16 protein-coding genes are annotated in these 20,869 nt (G+C 68.8%); 7 read left to right on the plus strand and 9 right to left on the minus strand.

What is annotated here, in order from left to right; genetic code table 11:
• Nucleotides 1-95 precede the first annotated feature (95 nt).
• The gene (locus AB0I81_RS37910) at nt 96-227 is read left to right on the plus strand and encodes a hypothetical protein (protein WP_360667241.1); all 132 of its coding nucleotides are present in this window, start codon (nt 96-98) and stop codon (nt 225-227) included.
• 92 nt (nt 228-319) lie between these two features.
• On the opposite strand, the gene AB0I81_RS37915 is transcribed toward AB0I81_RS37910, so the two are convergent.
• Nucleotides 320-1,852, minus strand: coding sequence for an AAA family ATPase (locus tag AB0I81_RS37915; protein WP_360667244.1), 1,533 nt, complete (start codon nt 1,850-1,852; stop codon nt 320-322).
• A gap of 295 nt (nt 1,853-2,147) precedes the next feature.
• Here AB0I81_RS37915 and AB0I81_RS37920 point away from each other — a divergent pair, with 295 nt between their 5' ends.
• Nucleotides 2,148-3,149 carry a LacI family DNA-binding transcriptional regulator gene (locus AB0I81_RS37920; RefSeq protein WP_360667247.1) on the plus strand — a complete coding sequence of 334 codons (1,002 nt, stop codon included), beginning with the start codon at nt 2,148-2,150 and terminating at the stop codon, nt 3,147-3,149.
• A 527-nt stretch (nt 3,150-3,676) separates the two neighbouring features.
• Here AB0I81_RS37920 and AB0I81_RS37925 read toward each other — a convergent pair.
• The 5 genes from AB0I81_RS37925 to AB0I81_RS37945 all read right to left on the minus strand — a co-directional run bounded on the left by AB0I81_RS37925 (nt 3,677) and on the right by AB0I81_RS37945 (nt 9,169).
• A complete protein-coding gene (locus tag AB0I81_RS37925; RefSeq protein WP_360667250.1) occupies nt 3,677-4,957 on the minus strand; it encodes a PHB depolymerase family esterase in 1,281 nt (426 codons plus the stop codon).
• A 140-nt stretch (nt 4,958-5,097) separates the two neighbouring features.
• Nucleotides 5,098-5,928, minus strand: a complete 831-nt coding sequence (locus AB0I81_RS37930; RefSeq protein ID WP_360667253.1) for an aminoglycoside phosphotransferase family protein — start codon at nt 5,926-5,928, stop codon at nt 5,098-5,100.
• Nucleotides 5,925-6,875, minus strand: coding sequence for an aminoglycoside phosphotransferase family protein (locus AB0I81_RS37935; RefSeq protein WP_360667256.1), 951 nt, complete (start codon nt 6,873-6,875; stop codon nt 5,925-5,927). Before AB0I81_RS37935 ends, AB0I81_RS37930 begins: the two co-directional genes overlap by 4 nt.
• A gap of 10 nt (nt 6,876-6,885) precedes the next feature.
• On the minus strand, nt 6,886-7,557 hold the full coding sequence (locus AB0I81_RS37940; RefSeq protein ID WP_360667259.1) for an HAD-IA family hydrolase: 672 nt from the start codon (nt 7,555-7,557) through the stop codon (nt 6,886-6,888).
• A 76-nt stretch (nt 7,558-7,633) separates the two neighbouring features.
• Entirely contained in the window at nt 7,634-9,169 is a 1,536-nt protein-coding gene (locus AB0I81_RS37945) for a long-chain fatty acid--CoA ligase (RefSeq protein WP_360667592.1), read from the minus strand.
• Between the two features lie 152 nt (nt 9,170-9,321).
• On the opposite strand from AB0I81_RS37945, the gene AB0I81_RS37950 reads away from it, so the two are divergent.
• The 4 genes from AB0I81_RS37950 to AB0I81_RS37965 all read left to right on the plus strand — a co-directional run bounded on the left by AB0I81_RS37950 (nt 9,322) and on the right by AB0I81_RS37965 (nt 14,462).
• Entirely contained in the window at nt 9,322-10,869 is a 1,548-nt protein-coding gene (locus tag AB0I81_RS37950) for a GMC family oxidoreductase N-terminal domain-containing protein (RefSeq protein ID WP_360667262.1), read from the plus strand.
• A 150-nt stretch (nt 10,870-11,019) separates the two neighbouring features.
• Nucleotides 11,020-12,273 carry a cytochrome P450 gene (locus AB0I81_RS37955; RefSeq protein WP_360667265.1) on the plus strand — a complete coding sequence of 418 codons (1,254 nt, stop codon included), beginning with the start codon at nt 11,020-11,022 and terminating at the stop codon, nt 12,271-12,273.
• A 34-nt stretch (nt 12,274-12,307) separates the two neighbouring features.
• The gene (locus AB0I81_RS37960; protein ID WP_360667268.1) at nt 12,308-13,156 is read left to right on the plus strand and encodes an alpha/beta hydrolase; all 849 of its coding nucleotides are present in this window, start codon (nt 12,308-12,310) and stop codon (nt 13,154-13,156) included.
• 64 nt (nt 13,157-13,220) lie between these two features.
• On the plus strand, nt 13,221-14,462 hold the full coding sequence (locus AB0I81_RS37965) for a cytochrome P450 (RefSeq protein ID WP_360667270.1): 1,242 nt from the start codon (nt 13,221-13,223) through the stop codon (nt 14,460-14,462).
• A gap of 3 nt (nt 14,463-14,465) precedes the next feature.
• Here the strand turns inward: AB0I81_RS37965 and AB0I81_RS37970 are convergent, their stop codons facing one another.
• The gene (locus AB0I81_RS37970; protein WP_360667273.1) at nt 14,466-16,415 is read right to left on the minus strand and encodes a hypothetical protein; all 1,950 of its coding nucleotides are present in this window, start codon (nt 16,413-16,415) and stop codon (nt 14,466-14,468) included.
• Between the two features lie 436 nt (nt 16,416-16,851).
• Here AB0I81_RS37970 and leuS point away from each other — a divergent pair, with 436 nt between their 5' ends.
• Nucleotides 16,852-19,332, plus strand: a complete 2,481-nt coding sequence (gene leuS / locus AB0I81_RS37975) for a leucine--tRNA ligase (protein WP_360667276.1) — start codon at nt 16,852-16,854, stop codon at nt 19,330-19,332.
• On the opposite strand, the gene AB0I81_RS37980 is transcribed toward leuS, so the two are convergent.
• Together AB0I81_RS37980 and AB0I81_RS37985 are read right to left on the minus strand one after the other, a co-directional pair.
• The gene (locus AB0I81_RS37980) at nt 19,333-20,301 is read right to left on the minus strand and encodes a TIGR03557 family F420-dependent LLM class oxidoreductase (RefSeq protein WP_360667279.1); all 969 of its coding nucleotides are present in this window, start codon (nt 20,299-20,301) and stop codon (nt 19,333-19,335) included.
• 49 nt (nt 20,302-20,350) lie between these two features.
• Complete coding sequence (locus AB0I81_RS37985; protein WP_360667282.1) at nt 20,351-20,779, minus strand: hypothetical protein; 429 nt, start codon at nt 20,777-20,779, stop codon at nt 20,351-20,353.
• Between the last annotated feature and the right edge of the window lie 90 nt (nt 20,780-20,869).

Here is a 20,869-nt window from a genome sequence, read left to right on the forward strand (position 1 = left end):
GTCGCTTGTGCGGAATATCGTCTGCAACCAGCGTTCCACCATCCTGACGCCCACGCCACACCGGTCGGCCAGGCTCTGGGACGTGACCTGGGCCGATGCTGCACCTGCGGCGGTACCTGGACGACGGCCTTTTCGACCGGTTCGCCTACCACGCCTCCGAACTGTGGAGCAGCGGCCGTGACGTGTGGCGGCAGCCGCGTCCCGCAGGCCAGGTTCTGAGCGAGTAGTCCAAGAATCGGGTAAGTCGGATCATCGCCGATGGACGGTCTCGGCCTGCGGGCTGACTGATTCGTGTGCGGCTCGGATGACTGGGCGCCCGTTACACCCGTAGAACGGTGACCTGGCGGCCGGATGGTGTGGTGGCCTGCTCGAAAGTGCCTCGTTCTTCCCATGGCGGGGCTTCGGGGCGGCGGTCGAAGATGACCAGGACGCCGGTGGGCAGGGTGAGGCGGTCGAGATATTGGTCGAGCTGGGTCAGGCCGTCGGGCGTCGGGTCGCTCTCTTTTGGTCGCCACACTTTGAGTTCCATGGCGTCGCGTTGCATCAGCTTTTTGCCGTCGGGGCCGGGATAGGGCCAGCGGACGAGCACGTCGAGGCGTTTGGTGCCGGCGGCGTATTCGCGGTCGAGGTAGCCGCCGCCGTTGACCAGGCGGTGCAGGTAGGCCATGAGGATGATCTGGCAGGCGGCTTCGTGGTAGCCCTCCTGCTGGATGAGGACCTCGCCGTGCTCGCGCCAGAAGCCGACGAACTCCCGCAGGAGGCGGGGCAGGTCGAAGCGGCCGTCGGGGAGCACGAAGCTGTGCGGGTCGGCACGCACGTACTGTTCCGACACGTCGCCGAGCACACGCAGGATGACCTCCCGGTAGATCGGGTTGGCCACCTCCATCGGAGGCTTCTGCTTGATCAGGCCCAGATCGCGGACGTAGGACAGGTCGTCGGAGAAGGTGTACTCGGCATGGGGGAAGTCTCCGCTCACGATCGGTTCCATCACCCGCTTGACCCGGGGCTCGTGCAGCCGGGCGGCCAGGGAGTCCAGGTGGGTGGCACGTGCCCGGATCAGCCGCTCCTTGGCGTCCTCCACCTGGCCGGCGGTGATGGTGCCGGTCACCTTCATCTTGAAGGTGACCTCATGGGCGAGGGCGTTGACCAGCCACGGTTGCCCCTGGGTCAGCTCGAAGACCCGGTCCACCGCATCCTTGGCGAACTCCTGGCCGGTCGCCCGGGTGTGCTGGTCGTAGAGTTCGGCGATCTCGTCGGCGGTGAAGTCACCCAGGCGCAGCGACTCAGCGATGATGTTGAACGGGCTGGCCGGGTTCGACCCATCGGCTTTGCCGCCCGAGGCGACCTTGTAGTCACGCACGTCGCGCAACCCGCACAGCACCACGGACCCGGGGAACGGTTCCCTCGACCGCGCGTTGTGGCCGTGCCGGAGTTGGCTGAGGATGCTGACCATGTTGTTGCCCTGCAAGGCGTCGATCTCGTCCATGAACAGCACCACCCGGCGCGGGCAGCGGCGGCACCACTCGCTCAGCGCCGAACCGAACCGGGTGCCCGGTGCGGCCTCCGGCCACGGATCCGGCGGCAGCCACTCTGCTGGCCAGTCCCACCCCGTAGCGGCCTTACGTAGGGCGTCCAGCAGGATCTCTTCCGCGGCGGCGTAGTCGTCGCCGGCCGCCTTGGCCCGCTCGCAGGAGAACATCAGGGCGGCGATGTCACCCTCGGCGGTCAACTCGGATGCGAGGACGTCCAGCGTCGTCGTCTTGCCGGTCTGCCGGGGCGCGTGCAGCACGAAATAGCGGTCCATCTCGATGAGTACGCGCGCCTGCGGGAGCCGCTCCGCGGGAGGCAGCATGAAGTGGCGCTGAGGGTCGCACGGACCGGTGGTATTGAAGTACTTCACTCGGAGTGGCCGCATAGTTACAGTCTGCCATCTCTCCTATGGCAAGCGATGGCTTCTGGCTGAAGAGGGGCCGAGGCTATTATGTGATCTTGGCCGTGAATGCACACATATGTGAGGTGTCCCAACATGTGTGAAGACAGTGCGTGGCATTGTTCCGCGTATGGAACTCCGGCAAGAGTGGTCAGCGGCATGAATGCCTCGATCCGGCGCACTCGCGCGATCTCGGCCTGGGGTGAGTGACGCTCTGATGGCAGTGACCATGCACGATGTCGCCCGCGCCGCCGGAGTTTCCCAGCGCACCGTGTCCAATGTCGTCAACGGCTATGAATTCGTCCGCCCGGAGACACGCCAGCGCGTACTCGACGCGATGGCGGCGCTCGGTTATGTGCGTAATGCGGCTGCCCGCAACCTACGCGGCAGCCGTACAGGATTGATCGCCCTTGTCGTTCCCAATCTGGTGGTGCGTTACTTCAGCGTGCTGGCGAACGCGGTAGTGCGGGAGGCCGAGCAGTACGGGTACGCGGTGCTGGTCGAGCAGACCGGCTTCGACCGGGAACGCGAGCTGATAGCTCTGGGCGGCGGGCAGAACCAGCTGACCGACGGCGCGATCATGCTGGCGGTGGCGCTGAAGGCGGAGGACGGGGAGCGTCGCCGTCCGGACTATCCCATGGTCCTTGTGGGTGATCAAACGTTGGACTGTCCGATGCACTACGTCGGTCTCCCGAACAAGGAAGCGGCCCTGGTGGCGGTGCGTCACCTCGTGGGCCTGGGAAGACGGCGGCTGATGCTGCTCGGATACAGCCCGCACTGGCATACGACGGCGCAGTTGCGTTTCGCCGGATTCCTGGAAGGGCTGGCGGAGGCGGGCCTGGAGGTCTCCGAACAGTTGCTGGTCGAAAGCGACTGGACCCCGGAGGGCGGTCAGCGGGCGGTCGAGGAATTCATGGACTCGGGACTGCCGATGCCGGACGCCATTTTCGCCATGAACGACTCCCTGGCCATTGGCGCGCTGCGAGGATTGAACGCCAGAGGGGCTCAGGTGCCGCAGCAGGTGGCGGTGGTGGGATTCGACAATATCGAGGAAGCGCGGTACGGGACGCCGTCGCTGACCACCATCTCCCCGGACGTGAAGGCACTGGCCGGAAAAGCGGTGGCCATGTTGCATGCGCAGATCAGCGGCGATCTCGACAAGCGCGAGTCGCACAGCGTGGTGGACTTCCGGCTGGAGATACGCGGATCGAGCAGGTGATTCGGAGGCCAACCTGATCGTCCCGGGCCGGGGTGTCTCGGGGTTGTTCTCTGCGCGCCCTCCACCCTCGCCAGTTGCTCACCATGCACGACCGCCCCGGCCGTGAGGCAAGGCGAGCAACTCGGTACGAGGGCGGACTTGCGGTGGCCGCTTTCTGATTCAGTGGAAGCTACGCGAGTTCCACGGCGTCTGCCTGTTCGCCGGACGTCCCCGTGCAGTACTGCCGGTCTTTGGCGTGCCGCCCCTTACTGGGGTGATGCTCGTCTGTGCTGGAATCCTCCTGAGGCTCCTGCGGTTGTTCCTTGCCGTTGTGGGGCTTCGCGTGCCTGCCCACGTGATTCTCCTTCGCTTCTCCACAACTGCTTAAAGTGACCGTATGGCTACGGTCGGCATCTGGGCAAGGGAGAATGCCGAAAGGTGAAGGATTTTCCGCGTGATCGGCCCGGCGGCGGAGGGGTTTGTGCCGCCGGGCCGATGTTCGGGGAGAGTTGTTGTGCCGCTGAGCGCGGATTAGGCGCAGGGGGCTGTCAGGCGGTTGTGCAGGCGGTGCCGTTCAGGGTGAAGGCGGTGGGCTTGGCGGTGTTGCCGCCGTGGGTGGCCTGGAAGCCGAACGAGGCCGAAGCGCCCGGAGCGATGGAGCCGTTGTAGGAGGCGTTCCTGGCCGTCACCTGGCCGCTGTTCGGGGAGATCGAGGCGTTCCAGGTGGAGGTGATCGTCTGGCCGGACGGCAGGGTGAAGGCCAGGCTCCAGTTCGAGACCTGCGCGGTGCCGGTGTTGGCGATCGTGATCGCGGCCGTGTAGCCGGTGTTCCACGTGTTCATGGTGTAGGTGATGCGGCACTGGCCGACCGGGGGAGTGGGCGTGATGGTCGGGTCGGGGCCGCCGCCCTCCGACAGGCCGAAGAAGTCGATCACCATGGCCGCCATCCCGCCCTGGGGCAGGCTGTGGCCCACGCCCTGCAGACTGATCGCCTCTACCGGGGCCTTGACGCCCGTGCTTCCGTAACGGGTCCTGGTCCAGCCGGATCGGGGCTGGTCGGTGAGGCTGGGCGTCTGGCTCAGGCCGTGGACGTTGGTCCACTGTTTGATCTGCTCCTGGAAGTTCGGGTAACGCAGCGTCGAGTCCTCGGTGCCGTGCCAGATCTGCATGCGCGGACGCGGTCCGCTGTAGCCCGGGTAGGCGGCGCGTACCAGGTCGCCCCACTGCTGCGGGGTTCTGATGAGCTGGCCGCCCGAGCAGGTGCTGTTCCACATGGAGCCGTCCGTGGTGGCGAAGCAGGCGAACGGCACGCCCATGAACGACGCCCCCGCCTTGAAGACGTCGGGGTAGGCGCCGATGAGGACGTTGGTCATCATGCCGCCGGAGGAGGCGCCGGTCACGTACGTGCGTTCGGGGTCGGCGTTGTGGCGCTCCTGCACGTACCTGACCATGGACACGATGCCCACCGGGTCGCTGCCGCCGTCGTGGCGCAGCGCTTGTGGCGAGGAGACGTCGAAGCAGGAACCGCTCCTGGTCGCCGATGGGTAGACGACGATGAACTTGTACCGGTCCGCCAGCGAGGCGAACTCGGTGCCCGAGTGGAAGGCCGGGCCGGATCCCGTGCAGTAGTGCACCGCCACCAGCAGCGGGGGCCGCGCGCCGACGCCGTCGGGCACGTACAGGTGCATGCGTAAGTTCGTGGGGTTGGCGCCGAACCCGGTCACCTCGGTGAGCTGGGCGGAGGCGGCGGGTGGCGCGGTCATCAGGCCGGCGATCACGAGCGCGACGGCGGCCAGGATGGCGCTCGCTATGCGGGCTTTCAGCTTCATCGAGATCCTCTCACTCTGCAGCCGAAATATTGCGATTCTCGACAGAAAATTTCGGCCTGACAATGTGGCAGGTGGGGGAGGGGTGGTCCCGGCCTCTTGAGCTTGGGGTGTAGCGGTCGGGTCGATGAAAGTTTCGGTGGTCAGGAGTCGAGGAGGGCGAGTACGCGTCCGGCCTGGCGTTCGAGGGTGCCCGGTGGGTTGCGGGTGGCGGAAGGGCCGCCGGGGCCGAGGATGAGGAGCCAGCCGAGGGCGAGCAGGCGGCGGAACTCCCGTACGCGGGCCTTCTCCGCCGGCTCCGGCACCAGCAGGTCCACGAGCAGGTCGCTGTCGAGATCGCCGTCCACGTGGGAGATGTGCTCGGCCACCTCCGCCAGCTCGAACGCCCGGTCGGCGCGGCCGGAGTCCTCCCAGTCGAGCAGCCGCACCCGCGCCGTCTCCGGATCCCAGAGGTAGTTGGCCAGGTTCCCGTCCGCCAGGCCGAGTACGGGCGGGGTGGCGCCGGCCCGCAGGCGGTCAGAGGTCCGGCCTGCCGCCGCCAGCCAGGAGACGCCCTCGGCGAAGGCCCGCCTGACCTCGGGGTCGTCGCCGAGGTCGGGCTTGGCGGCGGCTCGGGACTGTACGAGCGCGAGTGCGGCGTCGGGGTTCCAGGCGGCGTACGCGAGTTCTTCCCCGGCCGGTACGTCCCGGTGCAGGTGTGTGAGAGTGGCGGCCATCGCCTCGACCACGTGTGGGTTGGCGTGCAGCCCTCGCAGGGGTGTGCCGGGCAGGCGGCTCATCGTCACGGTGGGCGGGGTGCCGTCGAGGTCGGCGGAGATGGGGGCGGGGGACAGGCCGGGGGCGTGTTCGGCGAGGAGGGTGAGGGCGGCCCACTCGCGGTGCGGCTCACGACGGTCCCAGGAGCGGTAGCGCTTGGTGACGACCTCGCCCTGGATGTCGATCTCGTGGGTGGAGGTCTGCTGTGCGGCCGTCACGCGGCCAGATCGTCCAGTGTGCCGGTGAGGCCGGTCCAGGATTGTTCGGCGTCCGGGGTGCGGCCGTGCGGTGAGCGGAACCACTCCACGAACTCGGCCACGTCGTTCAGCGCCCACCGCAGCCGGTACAGCGCCAGCGTCTGACGGTTCACGGGCCGGCCCGTCGCCTCGGTGTACCGGGCCAGGTCGTCGTCGTCCCTGGCCACCAGCCACAGGTCCCGCTCCGGTGCCGCCATCCCGACCGTGTCCCAGTCGAGCAGCAGGAGGCGGTCGCCGGGGGCGCGCAGCAGGTTGCCGGGGTGCGGCTCTCCGTGTGTCACGACCGGTTCGCCGGGTTTGTCCGCCAGCCGGTCGAAGTCCGCCAGCCTGCCTCTCAGCAGGTCCGCCCGGCTGGCGATCAGCTCCTGGGCGGGCTCCGCGTAGGGGCCGCCGAGCCAGGGGAGTGTGGCGTCGTCGTGGAGGGCCTGCTCAAGGATGGCCCGGCCGGGCAGTTCCAGCGGGCGATCGGGGGTCGAGAGCGGCGGTGGGGTGGCGTGCAGCGCGGCGAGCAGGTCGATGACGCGGGCGCGTTCGGTGGGCGGCAACTCGTCGCCGAAGTCGCCGGCGGTCCCGTTCTCGTACGGGTACACGCTCATGGCGTAGCGATGCCGATCGAGGCGGCGCAGCGGGGCGCGGCCGGAGTCGCGCAGCGGGGCGACGACGAACTCCAGGCCCGCCTCCTCACGCAGCGTCGCCGCCGTCTCCATGGCCAGCCGCAACCCTTCATAGGTCTGCCGCCGCACGTCGGCCACCGTCACGAACCAGCGCCGCCCGCCGCGCCCGCCCGCGATCCAGTGGAAGTCCCCGAACCCGACCGGCGCGTACTCCAGCGTCGCGGCCTCGATGCCATACGCGTGCAGCGCGGGTCGCAGCAGCCCTTCGTCGAAGTCGTCGGGTCGATCTCGCATGAAGGGCAAGCTACCGGCCCGCGCCGCCCGGACGCATCTCGATAAGCAGCTTCATCGCCGCGACGACGTCGGTCACGACATGATCGGGTTTACCGGGTCGGCCGGTTGACGCCGGTGGGCGGTTGCGGTCGATCCAGATCGTGCGCAGCCCGGCCGCGCGCCCGCCCCGGATGTCGCTCACCAGGTCGTCCCCCACCATCCACCCGCCGTCACGCAACGACGCCCCGCACCGCGCCGCGCCGATCTCGAACAGCCGGACGTCCGGCTTGCGCACGCCCTCCGCCTCCGAGATCGCCCACCCGTCCACCCGAGTGGCCAGCCCGCTGTGCCGGATCTTGCCCGTCTGGTTGTCGGCCATCCCGTTCGTCACGATCCCGACCGCCCATCCGGCCGCCCGCAGGCGGTCGAGCCCGTCCAGCACCTCGGCGCGGCAGGTGACCAGGTGCGGCAGCCGTGCCCGGTAGGCGCGCCACAACTCCCGCGCGGGCTCGGCCAGCCCGAACCGATCCCGTACGAGGCCGAAGAAGGTCTCCATCGGCACCGACCCGTCGGCGTCGGCCGCCACCAGCCACTCCACGGCCCCCGGCCCCAGCCCCCGCTCGGCCGCGAACTCGGCGGCCCAGCGCTCGAACGCGCCCAGCCGGTCGATCAGCGTGTTGTCGAGGTCGAAAAGGGCAGGCATCAGCAATTCCATCGGGAGATGTGAGGAGATGAGGAACGGCGCGGGCGGGTGGTGCCCGCGCCGTCGTAAGGGAGCGTCAGCGGAGTTCGCGCTTGAGGATCTTGCCTGTGGCCGTCATCGGCAGGGCGTCGCGGAACTCGATGATCCTCGGGTACTTGTAGGCGGCCATGTTCTCCTTGCCCCAGGCGATCAGCTCGTCCTCGGTGATCGTGGTCCCGGGCGTGCGGATGACGTACGCCTTGACCTCCTCGCCGTGCGACTCGTGCGCGATCCCCACGACGGCGGCCAGCGACACGGCCTCATGCGTCATGAGGACCTCTTCGAGTTCACGCGGATAGACGTTGAACCCGCCCCGGATGATCATGTCCTTGGCCCGGTCGATGATCGAGTAGTAGCCGTCGGCGTCGCGCGTGGCGATGTCGCCGGTGCGGAACCAGCCGTCCTTCATGACCTCCGCCGTGGCCTCGGCGCGGCCGTAGTAACCCTTCATGATGTTGTGCCCGCGGATGGCGATCTCGCCGGGACCCTCGCCCTCGACCGTCTTCCAGTCGCCATCGACGAGCTTCATCTCCACGCCCCAGATCGGGGTGCCGATCGTGCCGGGCTTGCTGGGCCGTTCCGGCTGGTTGAAGCAGGCCACCGGCGCGGTCTCCGACAGCCCGTACCCCTCCAGGATGCCCACGCCGAACGTCTGCTCGAAGTCCTTGAGCACCTCGACCGGGGCCGCCGCGCCACCGGAGACGGCCACTTTGAGCGAGCCCGGCACCTCCGCGCCCTCGGCGTGGATCTTCGAGAGCATCGCCCAGTACATCGTGGGCACGCCGGCGAAGAACGTCACGTTCTCCTTGGCGATGAGGCCCAGCGCGTCGCCCGGCTCGAAGCGCGGCAGCAGCACGACCGTGGCGCCGCGCAGGAAGCCGGTGTTCAGAACGGTCGTCTGGCCGAAGGAGTGGAACAGCGGCAGGACCGCCAGGTAGGTGTCGCCGCCCTCGGTGCGGGGGAACATCCGGTCGCTGATGATGGCGTTCATCAGCATGTTCTGGTGGGTGAGCTCGGCGCCCTTGGGCTGGCCCGTGGTGCCGGAGGTGTAGAGGATCACCGCGGTGTCGTCGGGCGAGGTCTGCACGGTCTCGAACTCGCTCGCCATCCCGCCGAGCGCGGCCCAGAACGACTCGCCGTACTCCGACTCGGTGGCCAGCGCCGTCGCGGGCAGCACGATGAACTGCTCGCAGCGCTCGGCGGCCTCGAAGCCGGCCTTGCCGCGCTCGCCGAGCGGCAGTTCGGGCGTGCCCTCGAAGCAGAACAGCGCCTTGGCGTCGCTGTCGTCGAGGTGGTACGCGATCTCGCGCGACTGGAGGAGGACGTTCAGCGGCACCACCGTGGCGCCGGCCTTCAGGATGCCGTAGTACACGAACGGGAAGTACGGCAGGTTGGGACAGGCCAGCGCGACCTTGTCACCCTTGCCGATACCGCGTGTCACCAGCAGATTCGCCACCTGGTTCGCTACGGTGTCGATCATGGAGTACGGCAGCCGCATGTCGTTGAAGACGATCGCGGTCTGGTCCGGGGTGTTCCTGGCGCTGTCCTCCAGGACGATCGACAGGTTGAGCATGACGCCTTCCTCCCTCATAGAACGGCTTCGCGTCATCTTCGCAGTATCGGCATACCGACTGGTAGGTAACTCAGGTCACAAGTGCATATGGACGTGCAAGCCCCCGGTGAAGTAAGCAAGTAGGAAGTTACTTACCCCTTGGAGGGGTTGCCATGGACTACGACTATGTGATCGTCGGGGCGGGCTCGGCGGGCTGCGTGCTGGCCAACAGGCTCTCGGAAGACCCCGGTATATCGGTGGCGCTAATCGAGGCGGGCGGCAAGGACGACAAGCTCGAGATCCGCATGCCCGCCGGATTCAAGAAACTCTTCAAAACCGAGTACGACTGGAATTACACCACCTCCAAACAGAGCGAGATGTCCGGCCGCGAGTTGTACTGGCCCAGGGGCAGGGTGCTGGGCGGCTCGTCGTCGATGAACGCCCAGATGTACGTGCGCGGCTGCCAGCAGGACTACGACCAGTGGGGAATTCCCGGCTGGACCTACGACGACGTGCTGCCCTACTTCACCAATGCCGAGCGCCGCGTCGGCTCGAACGTGGGCGGTGTCTACGGCACGACCGGCCCCCTCTACGTCTCCGAGCTGCGCAGCCCCAACGTCACCACCGCCGCGTTCCTCCAGGCGTGCGAGGAGCTGGGCTACACCCGGCTCAAGGAGCTGAACGGCCGCTCCAACGAGGGCTACTGCCCGACCCCGGTCACCCAGAACCGCGGCAGGCGGTGGAGCTCCGCCGACGCCTACCTGCGCCCGGCGGCCTCGCGGCCCAACCTGCACGTGATCACCGACACCACCGTGGACAAGGTGACGTTCGACGGCAGGCGCGCGACGGGCATCGAGCACAGCGGCGGCGCCCCGATCAGGGCCAGGATGGAGGTCGTCCTGGCGGCGGGGGCGATCGGCTCGCCGTACCTGCTCATGCGCTCAGGCGTGGGCGCGGCCGACGAGCTGCGCGACGCGGGCGTGCCGATCGTGCACGACTTGCCCGAGGTCGGCAAGAACCTCCAGGACCACCTCTCCAGCGGCGTGTTCGTCGAGTGCAAGCAGCCGGTGACGCTGACCAAGGCCGAGTCGATTCTGAACCTGCTGCGTTACATCGTGCTGCGCTCCGGCATGCTCACCACGAACGTCGGCGAGGCCGTCGCGTTCATCAGGACCACCGACGAGGAGCCCGCGCCCGACATCGAGCTGATCTTCGCGCCCGCGCCCTTCGTCGACCACGGCCTCACCCCGCCGACCGGCCACGGCCTGACCGTCGGGGTCGTGCTGCTGCAGCCGGAGAGCCGCGGCAGGATCGGGCTGAGCGGCAGGGACGTGGTGATCGACCCCGGTTACCTGACCGCTGAGGCCGACGTCAGGCGCATGGTCGCGGGGCTGAAGGCGGCCAAGCACGTGTTCGCCACCACCGCGATGAAGCCGTACGCGGGAGGGCCGATGGCGCCGTACTGGGCGCCGGAGAGCGACGAGGAGCTGGCCCGGTGGGCGCGCGAGCGCGGCGAGACCCTCTACCACCCGGCCGGCAGCTGCCGCATGGGCGTGGACGAGAACTCCGTCGTGGACCCCGAGCTGCGCGTGCGCGGCGTCGAGGGGCTGCGGGTGGTGGACGTGTCCATCATGCCGACGCTCAACCGCGGCCACACGCACGCCCCCGCCGTCATGATCGGCGAGAAGGGGGCCGACCTGATCAGGTCGAGCAAGCCTTGAGGTGATCTGGCCGGGTCGGGCAAGCCTTGAAGTGATCTGGTCAGGTCGAGCAAGCCTTGAGGTGATCTGGTCAGGTCGGGCAAGTCCTGACTGGCCTGATCAGGCCCGGCGGGCCTTGACGTAAGTGGACACTTGCGTAGGCTCCTGGGTATGACCTTGCCCGCCGATCTCGACCTGTCGCAGATCCCGTTCTGGGGACGGTCGCAGTCCGAGCGCATGGCGGCCTTCCGCGAGTTGCGCGCGCGGGGCCGCCCGATGTTCGTGCCGGAGCAGGCCGTGCCGTTCATCGGCGGCGGCCCCGGCTACTACGCCCTGGTCAGCCACGCCGATGTGACCGAGGCCAGCAGGAACGCGGCCGTGTTCAGCAGCGAGCCGTGCTCCAACAGCATCCCCGACATGCCGCGCTGGCTGAGCGTCTACTTCGGCTCGATGATCAACATGGACGACCCCCGCCACGCCAGGCTGCGCAGGATCGTCTCGCGGGCGTTCACGCCGCGCATCCTGTCGAAGATGGAGGAGGATCTGGCGCGGGCCGCCGAGGAGATCGTGGACCGGGCGATCGAGGAGGGGCCGGGGGACTTCGTCACGCAGGTGGCCGCCAAGCTGCCCGTACGGGTCATCTGCGACATGATGGGGATTCCGGCGAAATTTCATGACATGGTGTTGCGGCGGACCAACGTCATCCTCGGCAACGCCGACGCCGAGTACACCGGCATCTCGCCCGACTTCAACCGCCTCAACGTCGCCCGCGGCCTGGCCAGGCTGCTGCACGCCGGCTACTCGCTCAACCGGCTGGCCGCCCGCCTGGGCGACGAGCGGCGCAGGAGGCCCACCGGCGACCTGGTCAGCCTCCTGGTCAACGGCGAGGAGCGGCTCACCTCGCAACAACTGGGCTCGTTCTTCATCCTGCTGGTGGTGGCGGGCAGCGAGACCACGCGCAACGCGGTCGCGTACGGGCTCAAGCTCTTCACCGACCACCCCGAGCAGCGGGCGCGGCTGCTGGCGGACTTCGACGGCCGCATCGTCGGGGCCTGCGACGAGATCGTCCGTTACGCGACGCCGGTGATCCAGTTCCGCCGCACGCTGACGCGGGACCATGAGATGAACGGCACGGCGTACAAGAAGGGCGACAAGGTGCTGCTCTTCTACAACTCCGCCAACCGCGACGAGTCGGTGTTCGACGACCCGGACGCGTTCGACATCGGCCGCGACCCCAACCCGCACGTCGGCTTCGGCGGTCCGGGGCCGCACTACTGCCTGGGCGCTCACCTGGCGCGCAGGGAGATGACCGTGATGTTCCGCGAGTTGTTCACCCGGCTGCCTGACGTCAGGACGGTGGGGGAGCCCGACTTCCTGCTGTCCAACTTCATCAACGGCGTCAAGCACCAGCGGTGGGCGTTCTGAGCTTTCCGTACTACCCGTGCGGCCAGGAGGCGGCGTGCTAGGTTTCGCAGGCATGGAGATCAGGACTATCCACGCCAATGGGGTGGAGTTCGCGTATCTGACGTTGGGCGAGGGGCCGCTGGCGTTGTGCCTGCACGGCTTTCCCGACACCGCGCACACCTGGCGGCACCTGATGCCGGCACTGGCCGAGCGCGGCTACCGCGCGGTCGCGCCGTTCATGCGCGGCTACGCGCCCACCGAGATCCCGGCCGACGGCGCGTACGAGACCGCCGCCCTGGTCGCCGACGTGCGCGCGCTGCACGAGGAACTGGGCGGCGACGCGGACGCCGTGGTCATCGGCCACGACTGGGGCTCCTTCCCGGCCTACGCCACGGCCGATCGTTTCCGCAGGGCCGTGACGCTCGCGGTGCCGCCACCCGGCTCGCTGGCGAACGTCTTCGCGGAGTACGAGCAGCTCAAGCGCTCGTTCTACATCTTCCTCTTCCAGACGGCGCTGGCCGAGTCTGCCGCCGCCGCGCCCGGCTTCATCGAGGGCCTGTGGCGCGACTGGTCACCCGGCTACGACGCGGGCCAGGATGTGGAGTTCGTCCGTGGCAGCATCGGCGACCCGGCCAACCTGAGCGCGGCCATCGGCTACTACCGGGCCATGCTGGGCACCACGCCGCCCTCCGGCCGCCACCCGGCCGTCGAGAACACCGTGACCGCCCCCGTCCTCTACCTGCACGGCGCCCAGGACGGCTGCATCAGCGCCGATCTGGTCAAGGACGCCCTGAACCACCTGCCGGGAGGCTCGCGGTTCGAGCAGGTCGCGGGCGCCGGGCACTTCCTGCACCTGGAACGGCCCGCCGAGGTCAACCGGCTCATCCTCGACTGGCTCCGCTGATTCGTACGTACGGCGTACGTCCAACCCATTGACGTAAGTGGCCGCTTGTTTCAATGATGGCCTCATGAGCGTCCTGGACTTCGACCTGTCGGAGCGCGACTTCTGGGCCCAGCCCATGAGCGAGCGCGAGAAGGCGTTCGCGCGGCTACGGGCGCGCGAGACGCCGGCCTTCTTCGAAGAGATGGAAATGTCGTACATGCCCAAGGGCCCGGGCTACTACGCCCTGGCCAGGCATGCCGACATCCTGGAGGCCAGCCGCAACCCCGAGGTCTTCTGCTCCGGCGACGGAGGCGCGACGAACATCCCGGACATGCCCGCGGAGTTCGCCGAGTACTTCGGCTCCATGATCAACATGGACGACCCCCGTCACGCCCGGCTGCGCAGGATCGTCTCGCGGGCGTTCACGCCCAAGATGATCAAGCAGTTCGAGGCGGACGTGGAGTCGGCCGCCGTCGGCATCGTGGACGACCTGCTGGCCAAGGGGCCCGGCTGCGACTTCGTGACCGAGGTGGCCGCGCGCCTGCCGCTGAAGATCATCTGCGACATGATGGGCATCCCCGAGCGCGACTACCGGTTCGTCTTCGACCGCTCGAACATCATCCTGGGCGGCTTCGACCCCGAGTACACCGGCGACGACCTCGAACAGCTCGCCGAGCGGCTGCTCAACGCCGGCATGGAGCTGCAGCAACTCGTGCAGGACCTGGCCGGGCACCGCGCCGACAACCCCACGGGCGACCTGACCTCGTCCCTGGTCAACGCCAACATCGACGGCGAGCGGCTGACCATGCAGGAGCTGGGCTCGTTCTTCATCCTGCTGGTCGTGGCCGGCAACGAGACCACCCGCAACGCCATCTCCTACGGCCTGCGGCTGCTCACCAAGAACCCCGACCAGCGCGCCCTCTGGCTGGAGGACATCGACGGCCACGCGCCCGGTGCCGTGGAGGAGATCGTCCGGCTGGCCTCCCCGGTGAACTTCATGCGCCGCAAGGTCACCAGGGACTTCGAGATGAACGGGCACCTCTACCGCAAGGGTCAGAAGGCCGTGCTGTTCTACTGGTCGGCCAACAGGGACGAGGCCGTGTTCGCCGACCCGCTGCGCTTCGACATCACCCGCCACCCCAACCCGCACGTCGGCTACGGCGGTCCCGGCCCGCACTTCTGCCTCGGCGCCCACCTGGCCAGGCGGGAGATCACGGTGATGTTCCGCGAGCTGCTGCGCCGCGTGCCCGCCATCGAGGGCGGCAGGCCGGACCGCCTGCACTCCAGCTTCATCAACGGCATCAAGCACATGGAGTGCACGTTCTGACGGCTACTGGGCGCTGAGCTTGAGCTGGTTCATCACCACGCGAATGTCGGGCAGCAGCTTCTTGCTCTCGGCCGGGATCGACATGTAGACGATGGCCGGGACCTCGGCGCCCGTGTTGACGGCCATCGTCACGATCGTGGCCTTCTCGGTCTTGGAGGTCAGCGAGTACGCGATCAGCCGCCCCGTCTGGTCGCCCACCTTGATCGGCTGCTGGGCGATCTTGCGTACCTTGTTGTCCGGGGGGAAGAAGCTCCTGCGGGCGCTCAGCACCACCTGCTTGATGGCCGGCTCCAGGTCGTCGGCCTCGTAGTAGGAGGACAGCCGCTGCGACAGCGGCGCCGACATGACCTGGGCGTACCTGTCCGGCGCCACCTGGATGTACTGGCGGGTGTCGAAGCCGTAGGTGCCCTTGACCGTGGCGCGCTGGTCGAGCTGCCAGTTGCCGCCCAGGCGCGGCATCGAGATGCCGGCGGCGGCGTCGGGCACCCGGCCGATGACGGGCGAGGCCTTGCCGGGGTACCTGGGCAGCGCGCCGATCGAGGTCGAGGTCTTCTTGGGGGGCGTCGGGGGCGCGCTCGTGGGCTTCTCGCCCGCGACGTTGGCGCTCGACGGCGCCTCGCCGGCCAGCGGGCCCCACAGGAACGCCCACAACACCGCGGCGACCAGCGCGATCCCGACCGAGCCGCCGAGCGCGTAGATCCAGACGGGCTTGCCCGACCCCTCCTCTTCGTCGAGGGGGTCACGCTCGCCCATGGCCTGGTAGTTGTCGCCGAAGACGGTGTTCCAGAGCTCCTGCTGGCGCTCGGGCGGCGGGGTGCGGGAGCCGCTGATCTGGCCGGCCGTGACGAACCGGTTCTCGGGGTCGGAGGGGTCGCGGCTCAGCTTGCCGCCGGGACGGGGAGGCTGGCCGGCGTTGGGGGGTGCGTCCGGGTGGGGGGAGTTCATGGGGCTTGAGGGCACCGCGCGATCGTTGAGGAGGCTCTCTTTGTGCTGGGCATAAGTGACCGTACGTTCGTCGGCCGGGTGGGACTGGGCAGGCGGCGCGTCCCGGTGCGGCGGTACGTCCCGGGGCGGGGCGTCGGCCGGGGGGTTCGGGTCGTTGTAGACCATCGTGCGCTCGGCGGGCGGATTGGGGTCGTTGTAGACCGCGGGTCGCTCGGCTGGGGGATTGGGGTCGTTGTAGACCGCGGGCCGCTCGGCGGGCGGGTTCGGGTTGTTGTAGGCCGTGGTGCGCTCGGCGGGCGCCTCGGCCGGCGGCCAGGGCGCGGCGTCGGCCAGGTTCGACCAGGCGCCGGGCGCGGGGGCGGGCGGCTGCTCCCACGCGGGGACCGGATCGGGAACCGGCGCCTGCGGGGAGGGGAGCGAGGGGGAGGAATGCTGCGCCGACGGGAGCGGCGGGAGCGACGGGGAGGAGTGTTGCGGGGGCGAGGACGGCGGCGGGGCGCCCTTGGAGGACACCTCCGGCCAGCCGGAGGTGCCCGCGGGGCTCTGCGGCGGCGGCGCGTCGGGCCAGGAGATGGGCACGTCCCCAGGAGAACTGTCGGGCCAGGACGTCGGCACGACCGAGGGGGAGGAGTCCGACCACGGCATCGGCACGTCCTGACGGGAGTCGTGCGGGCGCGGCACGTCGGGCCGTACCGAACCCTGCGGGGCCGGATCCGGCCAGGACGGGTGTGATGCGGAATCCGGCCAGGACGGGTGTGATGCGGAGTCCGGCCACGAGGCGGGGCCGCCGGCCGCGTCGGGGCGGGCGGCGCCGGGCGGCTCGGGCCAGGATGGGTCCGTACGCGGCGGCTCCGGCCAGGCCGGCTCGTCGCGGGCCGGCTTCGGCGTCTCCGGCCAGGAGGTGGGAACCTCGGCGGAGGTGGCGTCGGCCCAGGCGGGGGAGGGGTCGCGACGTGGTGCATCCGGCCAGGAGGATGGCAGATGAGGTCCGGAATTCTCCGTTGCCATTGCGGCCGGCCCTCCCGAGGTTGTGTCCGGATGTCCCGTTATATCCGGATTTGACGTCTCACGCATGATCTCATGGGATTTTCCAGGAGATGTAGGTGGTTCCGCAGCGAAACGAGCGAAGCCATGCGGATCCGTGGGCGGATCCTGCATGGGCAGGTCGCTCCTCGGTCGATCTGGCTCAGCTGGGTATACCACGGCGATAAGGCTATTCTTCTGGGACGAATGAGGTCACAACGGATACATCACCATCAGGTCTCACCGGACCTGAAGCCTCCATTGTGCCCATGGACCTCGATCGTCCACCTGCGTTCCGTCTAAGAGGTGCGCTAGGCTTGACACATGCGTTCCGCGACCCTGCTTCTTAGCGGGCCGCGACGGCCCTGAAGATCTCGCCGTCGCGGCTCCGCCCCTCGTTGTGTGCACGAGGGGTTTTCTTATGGGTCCGAATCAAGCCAGAAGGACAGTAGCCGTGAGTGAGTACGATCCGCAGGCGCTGCAGGCCAAGTGGCAGCAGCGATGGGAGGAGCAGGAGACCTTCCGAGCGAGCGAGGACGCCGCGGACACCCGCGAGCGCCGCTACATGCTCGACATGTTCCCCTACCCGTCCGGCGACCTGCACATGGGCCATGGCGAGGTGTTCGCCATCGGCGACGTCGTCGCGCGTTACTGGATGCAGAAGGGCTACAACGTCCTGCATCCGATCGGCTGGGACTCCTTCGGCCTGCCCGCGGAGAACGCCGCGATCAAGCGCAACGCGCACCCGGCCGAGTGGACCTACGCCAACATCGAGACGCAGGCCACCTCGTTCGGACGTTACGGGATCGCCTTCGACTGGTCGCGTCGCCTGCACACCAGTGATCCCGACTACTACCGCTGGAACCAGTGGCTGTTCATCCGCTTCTTCGAGCGCGGCCTGGCCTACCGCAAGGGCGGCCTGGTCAACTGGTGCCCCAACGACCAGACGGTGCTGGCCAACGAGCAGGTCGTGGCCGGCAAGTGCGAGCGCTGCGGCGCCGACGTCGTACGCCGCGAGCTGACGCAGTGGTACTTCAAGATCACTGACTACGCGCAGCGCCTGCTGGACGACATGGAACAGCTGACCGGCTGGCCCGAGCGGCTGCTGACCATGCAGCGCAACTGGATCGGCCGCTCCGAGGGCGCCGACGTGCTGTTCGAGATCGAGGGCCGCGAGGAGCCGGTCCACGTCTACACCACGCGCCCCGACACCCTGTACGGCGCGACGTTCTTCGTGGTCGCCGCCGACGCGGCGCTGGCCGACGAGATCGTCACCGACGAGCAGCGCCCGGCCTTCGAGGCCTACCGCGCCGAGGTCGCCAAGCTGAGCGACATCGAGCGGCTGGCCACCGACAAGGAGAAGACCGGCGTCTTCCTGGGCCGCTACGCGATCAACCCGGTCAACGGCGAGCGCATCCCGGTCTGGACGGCCGACTACGTGCTGTCCGACTACGGCCACGGCGCCATCATGGCCGTGCCCGCGCACGACCAGCGCGACCTGGACTTCGCCCGCAAGTTCGACCTGCCGGTGAAGGTCGTCGTGCACACCGGCCTGGCCGACCCGGGCGAGACCGGCGAGGCCACGCCCGGCGAGGGCCTGCTGGTCAACTCCGGCCCGCTGGACGGCCTGGCCAAGGCCGAGGCCATCGCCAAGATCATTGAGGTGCTGGAGGTCGAGGGCAGGGGCGCGGGCGCGATCAACTTCCGGCTGCGCGACTGGCTGCTGTCACGGCAGCGGTTCTGGGGCACGCCGATCCCGATCATCCACTGCCCCGACTGCGGCGAGGTGCCCGTCCCCGACGATCAGCTGCCGGTCACGCTGCCCGACATGCGCGGCGAGGCGCTGGCGCCCAAGGGGGTCTCCCCGCTGGCCAGCGCCACCGAGTGGGTCAACGTCGCCTGCCCCAAGTGCTCGGGGCCGGCCAAGCGCGACACCGACACGATGGACACGTTCGTCGACTCGTCCTGGTACTTCCTGCGTTACTGCTCGCCCGGCTACACCGACGGGCCGTTCGACCCCGAGCAGGTACGCAAGTGGGGCCCGATCGACCAGTACGTCGGCGGCATCGAGCACGCGGTGCTGCACCTGCTGTACTCCCGCTTCTTCACCAAGGTCCTGCACGACATGGGCATGCTGGACTTCACCGAGCCGTTCCTGCGCATGCTGAACCAGGGGCAGGTGATCAACGGCGGCAAGGCCATGTCGAAGTCCCTGGGCAACGGCGTGGACCTGGGCCAGCAGATCGACGACTTCGGGGTGGACGCCGTACGCCTGACGATGATCTTCGCCGGGCCGCCGGAGGACGACATCGACTGGGCCGACGTCTCGCCGGCGGCCTCGCAGAAGTTCCTGGCCCGCGTGCTGCGGGTGATGTCGGAGGTGAGCAGCCCGCCCGGCGTGCCGTTCGAGCGCGGCGACGTCGAGCTGCGCAAGGTGACCCACCACACGATCGACGAGGCCACCAAGCTGGTGGAGTCCCAGCGCTTCAACGTGGCGGTGGCGCGGATGATGGAGCTGACCTCCGCCGCGCGCAAGGCCATCGACTCCGGCCCCGGCGCCGCCGACCCGGCCGTGCGCGAGGCCGCCGAGACGCTGGCGATCCTGCTGTCGCTGGTGGCCCCCTACACCGCCGAGGAGGGCTGGGAGCGGCTGGGCCGCACCGGGTCCGTGGCGTTCGGCGGCTGGCCGGTGGCCGATCCCGCGCTGCTGGTGCAGGAGTCGATCACGTGCGTGGTGCAGGTGGCGGGCAAGGTGCGCGACCGGCTGGAGGTCTCGCCCGACATCAGCGAGGGCGACCTGCGGGCACTGGCCCTGGCCTCCGACAAGATCGCCCCCTACCTGCAGGGCACGCCCCGCAAGGTGATCGTCAGGGCGCCCAAGCTGGTCAACATCGTCCCCTGATCACAGGTCGCGCAGGGCCGGCAGCAGCTCCCTCTCCGCCCAGTCGAAGAAGGGCTGCTGCCGGTCGTGGCCGATCTGGACGAGCGCCACGTGGGTGTAGCCCGCCTCGGCGTACTTCTTGACGCCCTGGACGACGGCGTCCACGTCGTCGCCGCACGGCACGCTCTCGGCCACGTCCTCGGGCCGCACCGTGCCTGCGGCGGCGGCGAAGTTCACCGGTCCCGGCAACTCGGCCATGACCTTCCAGCCGCCGACGGCCGCCCAGCGCCACAATTCGTGGGCACGCTTCCTGGCGGCCCCGGCGTCGGTGTCGTAGGCGATCGGCAACTGGCCGTAAACCGGTTTGCCCTGGCCGCCCGCGGCGTTGAACTGCCGCACCACGTCCGGCATCGGTTCGTTGATGACCAGCACGTCGCCGTACTCGGCGGCCAGTTCGGCCGACCGACCGCCCGAGGCGGCGATGGCCAGGGGCACGGGCCGCTCCGGCAGGTCGTACAACTTGGCCGAGTCGACGTCGTAGAACTCGCCCTGGTGGGTGACGTACTCGCCGCTGAACAGCTTCTTGATGATCTGGATGGCCTCGGCGAACATCCGGTGCCTGGTGTCCACGGGCGGCCAGCCCTGGCCGACCACGTGCTCGTTGAGGTTCTCGCCCGCGCCGAGTCCCAGCGTGAACCTGCCCTCGCTGAGCACGCCCATCGTGGCGGCCTTCTGCGCCACCACCGCCGGGTGGTATCGCATGATGGGGCAGGTCACGTACGTCATGAGCGGCAGCCGCTCGGTGACCTGGGCCGCCGCCCCGAGCACCGACCAGCAGTAGGGAGAGTGACCCATCTCCTCGATCCACGGGAAATAGTGGTCGGAGATCACGGCGTAGTCGAAGCCGAGCCGTTCGGCCGCGGCGGCGTAGTCGACCAGTTCGCGCGCCGGGGTCTGTTCGGACATCAAGGTGTAGCCGATTTGTACCATGCGTCACGGCTACCCGGCTTTGCCCGGGTTAGCGGGCGGAGCCGGAAGATCAATGTTGGTCGCGGGCGCGCCACTCCTCGACGATCAGGCCCACTCCGATGCCCAGCAGCCAGACGTCCTTGGCGATGTCCAGGCCCTGCTTGGTCGGCCGCAGGCTGCCCTCCTCGCGCATCCCCGGCGTCCTGAGATACAGGCCGAGCAACCCCGCCGCGAACCCCGTCAGCGCCGCCCCCGCCAGCAGCGACGGCACGAACGGCGTCAGCAGGGCCACCCCGAGGGCGATCTCCCCCTTCGACAGCAGCCGGACGAAGGCGGAGGGGTCCACCCGGCGCAGGAACGGATACGTGCCGGTGGTCAGGCCGTGCAGGGCCGCGGCGCTCTGCTCGTCGGCGGTCGCCTTGCCGAACCCGGAGTCCAGGATGATGGCGGCCGCGGCCAGGCGGGGCGGCATCTGGTGCACACGCGCGAAGATCCTCATTTTTCCTCACAAGTGGTGTGAAAGGCTTCTTCCCCGCCCATGCCGCGACATCGCCGACCTGGTCATTTCCGGGACATCGCACGTCCGCTG

Origin of the sequence: Nonomuraea sp. NPDC050404 (assembly GCF_040655495.1) — a bacterium.
Taxonomy (GTDB): Bacteria; Actinomycetota; Actinomycetes; order Streptosporangiales; family Streptosporangiaceae; genus Nonomuraea.

Excerpts from the sequence above, each read along its gene's own strand:
- AB0I81_RS37910 (WP_360667241.1), top strand. The coding sequence starts at position 96 with ATGCTGCACCTGCGGCGGTACCTGGACGACGGCCTTTTCGACCGGTTC.
- AB0I81_RS37915 (WP_360667244.1), bottom strand. The coding sequence starts at position 1,852 with ATGCTGCCTCCCGCGGAGCGGCTCCCGCAGGCGCGCGTACTCATCGAG.
- AB0I81_RS37920 (WP_360667247.1), top strand. The coding sequence starts at position 2,148 with ATGGCAGTGACCATGCACGATGTCGCCCGCGCCGCCGGAGTTTCCCAG.
- AB0I81_RS37925 (WP_360667250.1), bottom strand. The coding sequence starts at position 4,957 with ATGAAGCTGAAAGCCCGCATAGCGAGCGCCATCCTGGCCGCCGTCGCG.
- AB0I81_RS37935 (WP_360667256.1), bottom strand. The coding sequence starts at position 6,875 with ATGCGAGATCGACCCGACGACTTCGACGAAGGGCTGCTGCGACCCGCG.
- AB0I81_RS37940 (WP_360667259.1), bottom strand. The coding sequence starts at position 7,557 with ATGCCTGCCCTTTTCGACCTCGACAACACGCTGATCGACCGGCTGGGC.
- AB0I81_RS37945 (WP_360667592.1), bottom strand. The coding sequence starts at position 9,169 with ATGCTCAACCTGTCGATCGTCCTGGAGGACAGCGCCAGGAACACCCCG.
- AB0I81_RS37950 (WP_360667262.1), top strand. The coding sequence starts at position 9,322 with ATGGACTACGACTATGTGATCGTCGGGGCGGGCTCGGCGGGCTGCGTG.
- AB0I81_RS37955 (WP_360667265.1), top strand. The coding sequence starts at position 11,020 with ATGACCTTGCCCGCCGATCTCGACCTGTCGCAGATCCCGTTCTGGGGA.
- AB0I81_RS37965 (WP_360667270.1), top strand. The coding sequence starts at position 13,221 with ATGAGCGTCCTGGACTTCGACCTGTCGGAGCGCGACTTCTGGGCCCAG.
- AB0I81_RS37970 (WP_360667273.1), bottom strand. The coding sequence starts at position 16,415 with ATGGCAACGGAGAATTCCGGACCTCATCTGCCATCCTCCTGGCCGGAT.
- leuS (WP_360667276.1), top strand. The coding sequence starts at position 16,852 with ATGGGTCCGAATCAAGCCAGAAGGACAGTAGCCGTGAGTGAGTACGAT.
- AB0I81_RS37980 (WP_360667279.1), bottom strand. The coding sequence starts at position 20,301 with ATGGTACAAATCGGCTACACCTTGATGTCCGAACAGACCCCGGCGCGC.
- AB0I81_RS37985 (WP_360667282.1), bottom strand. The coding sequence starts at position 20,779 with ATGAGGATCTTCGCGCGTGTGCACCAGATGCCGCCCCGCCTGGCCGCG.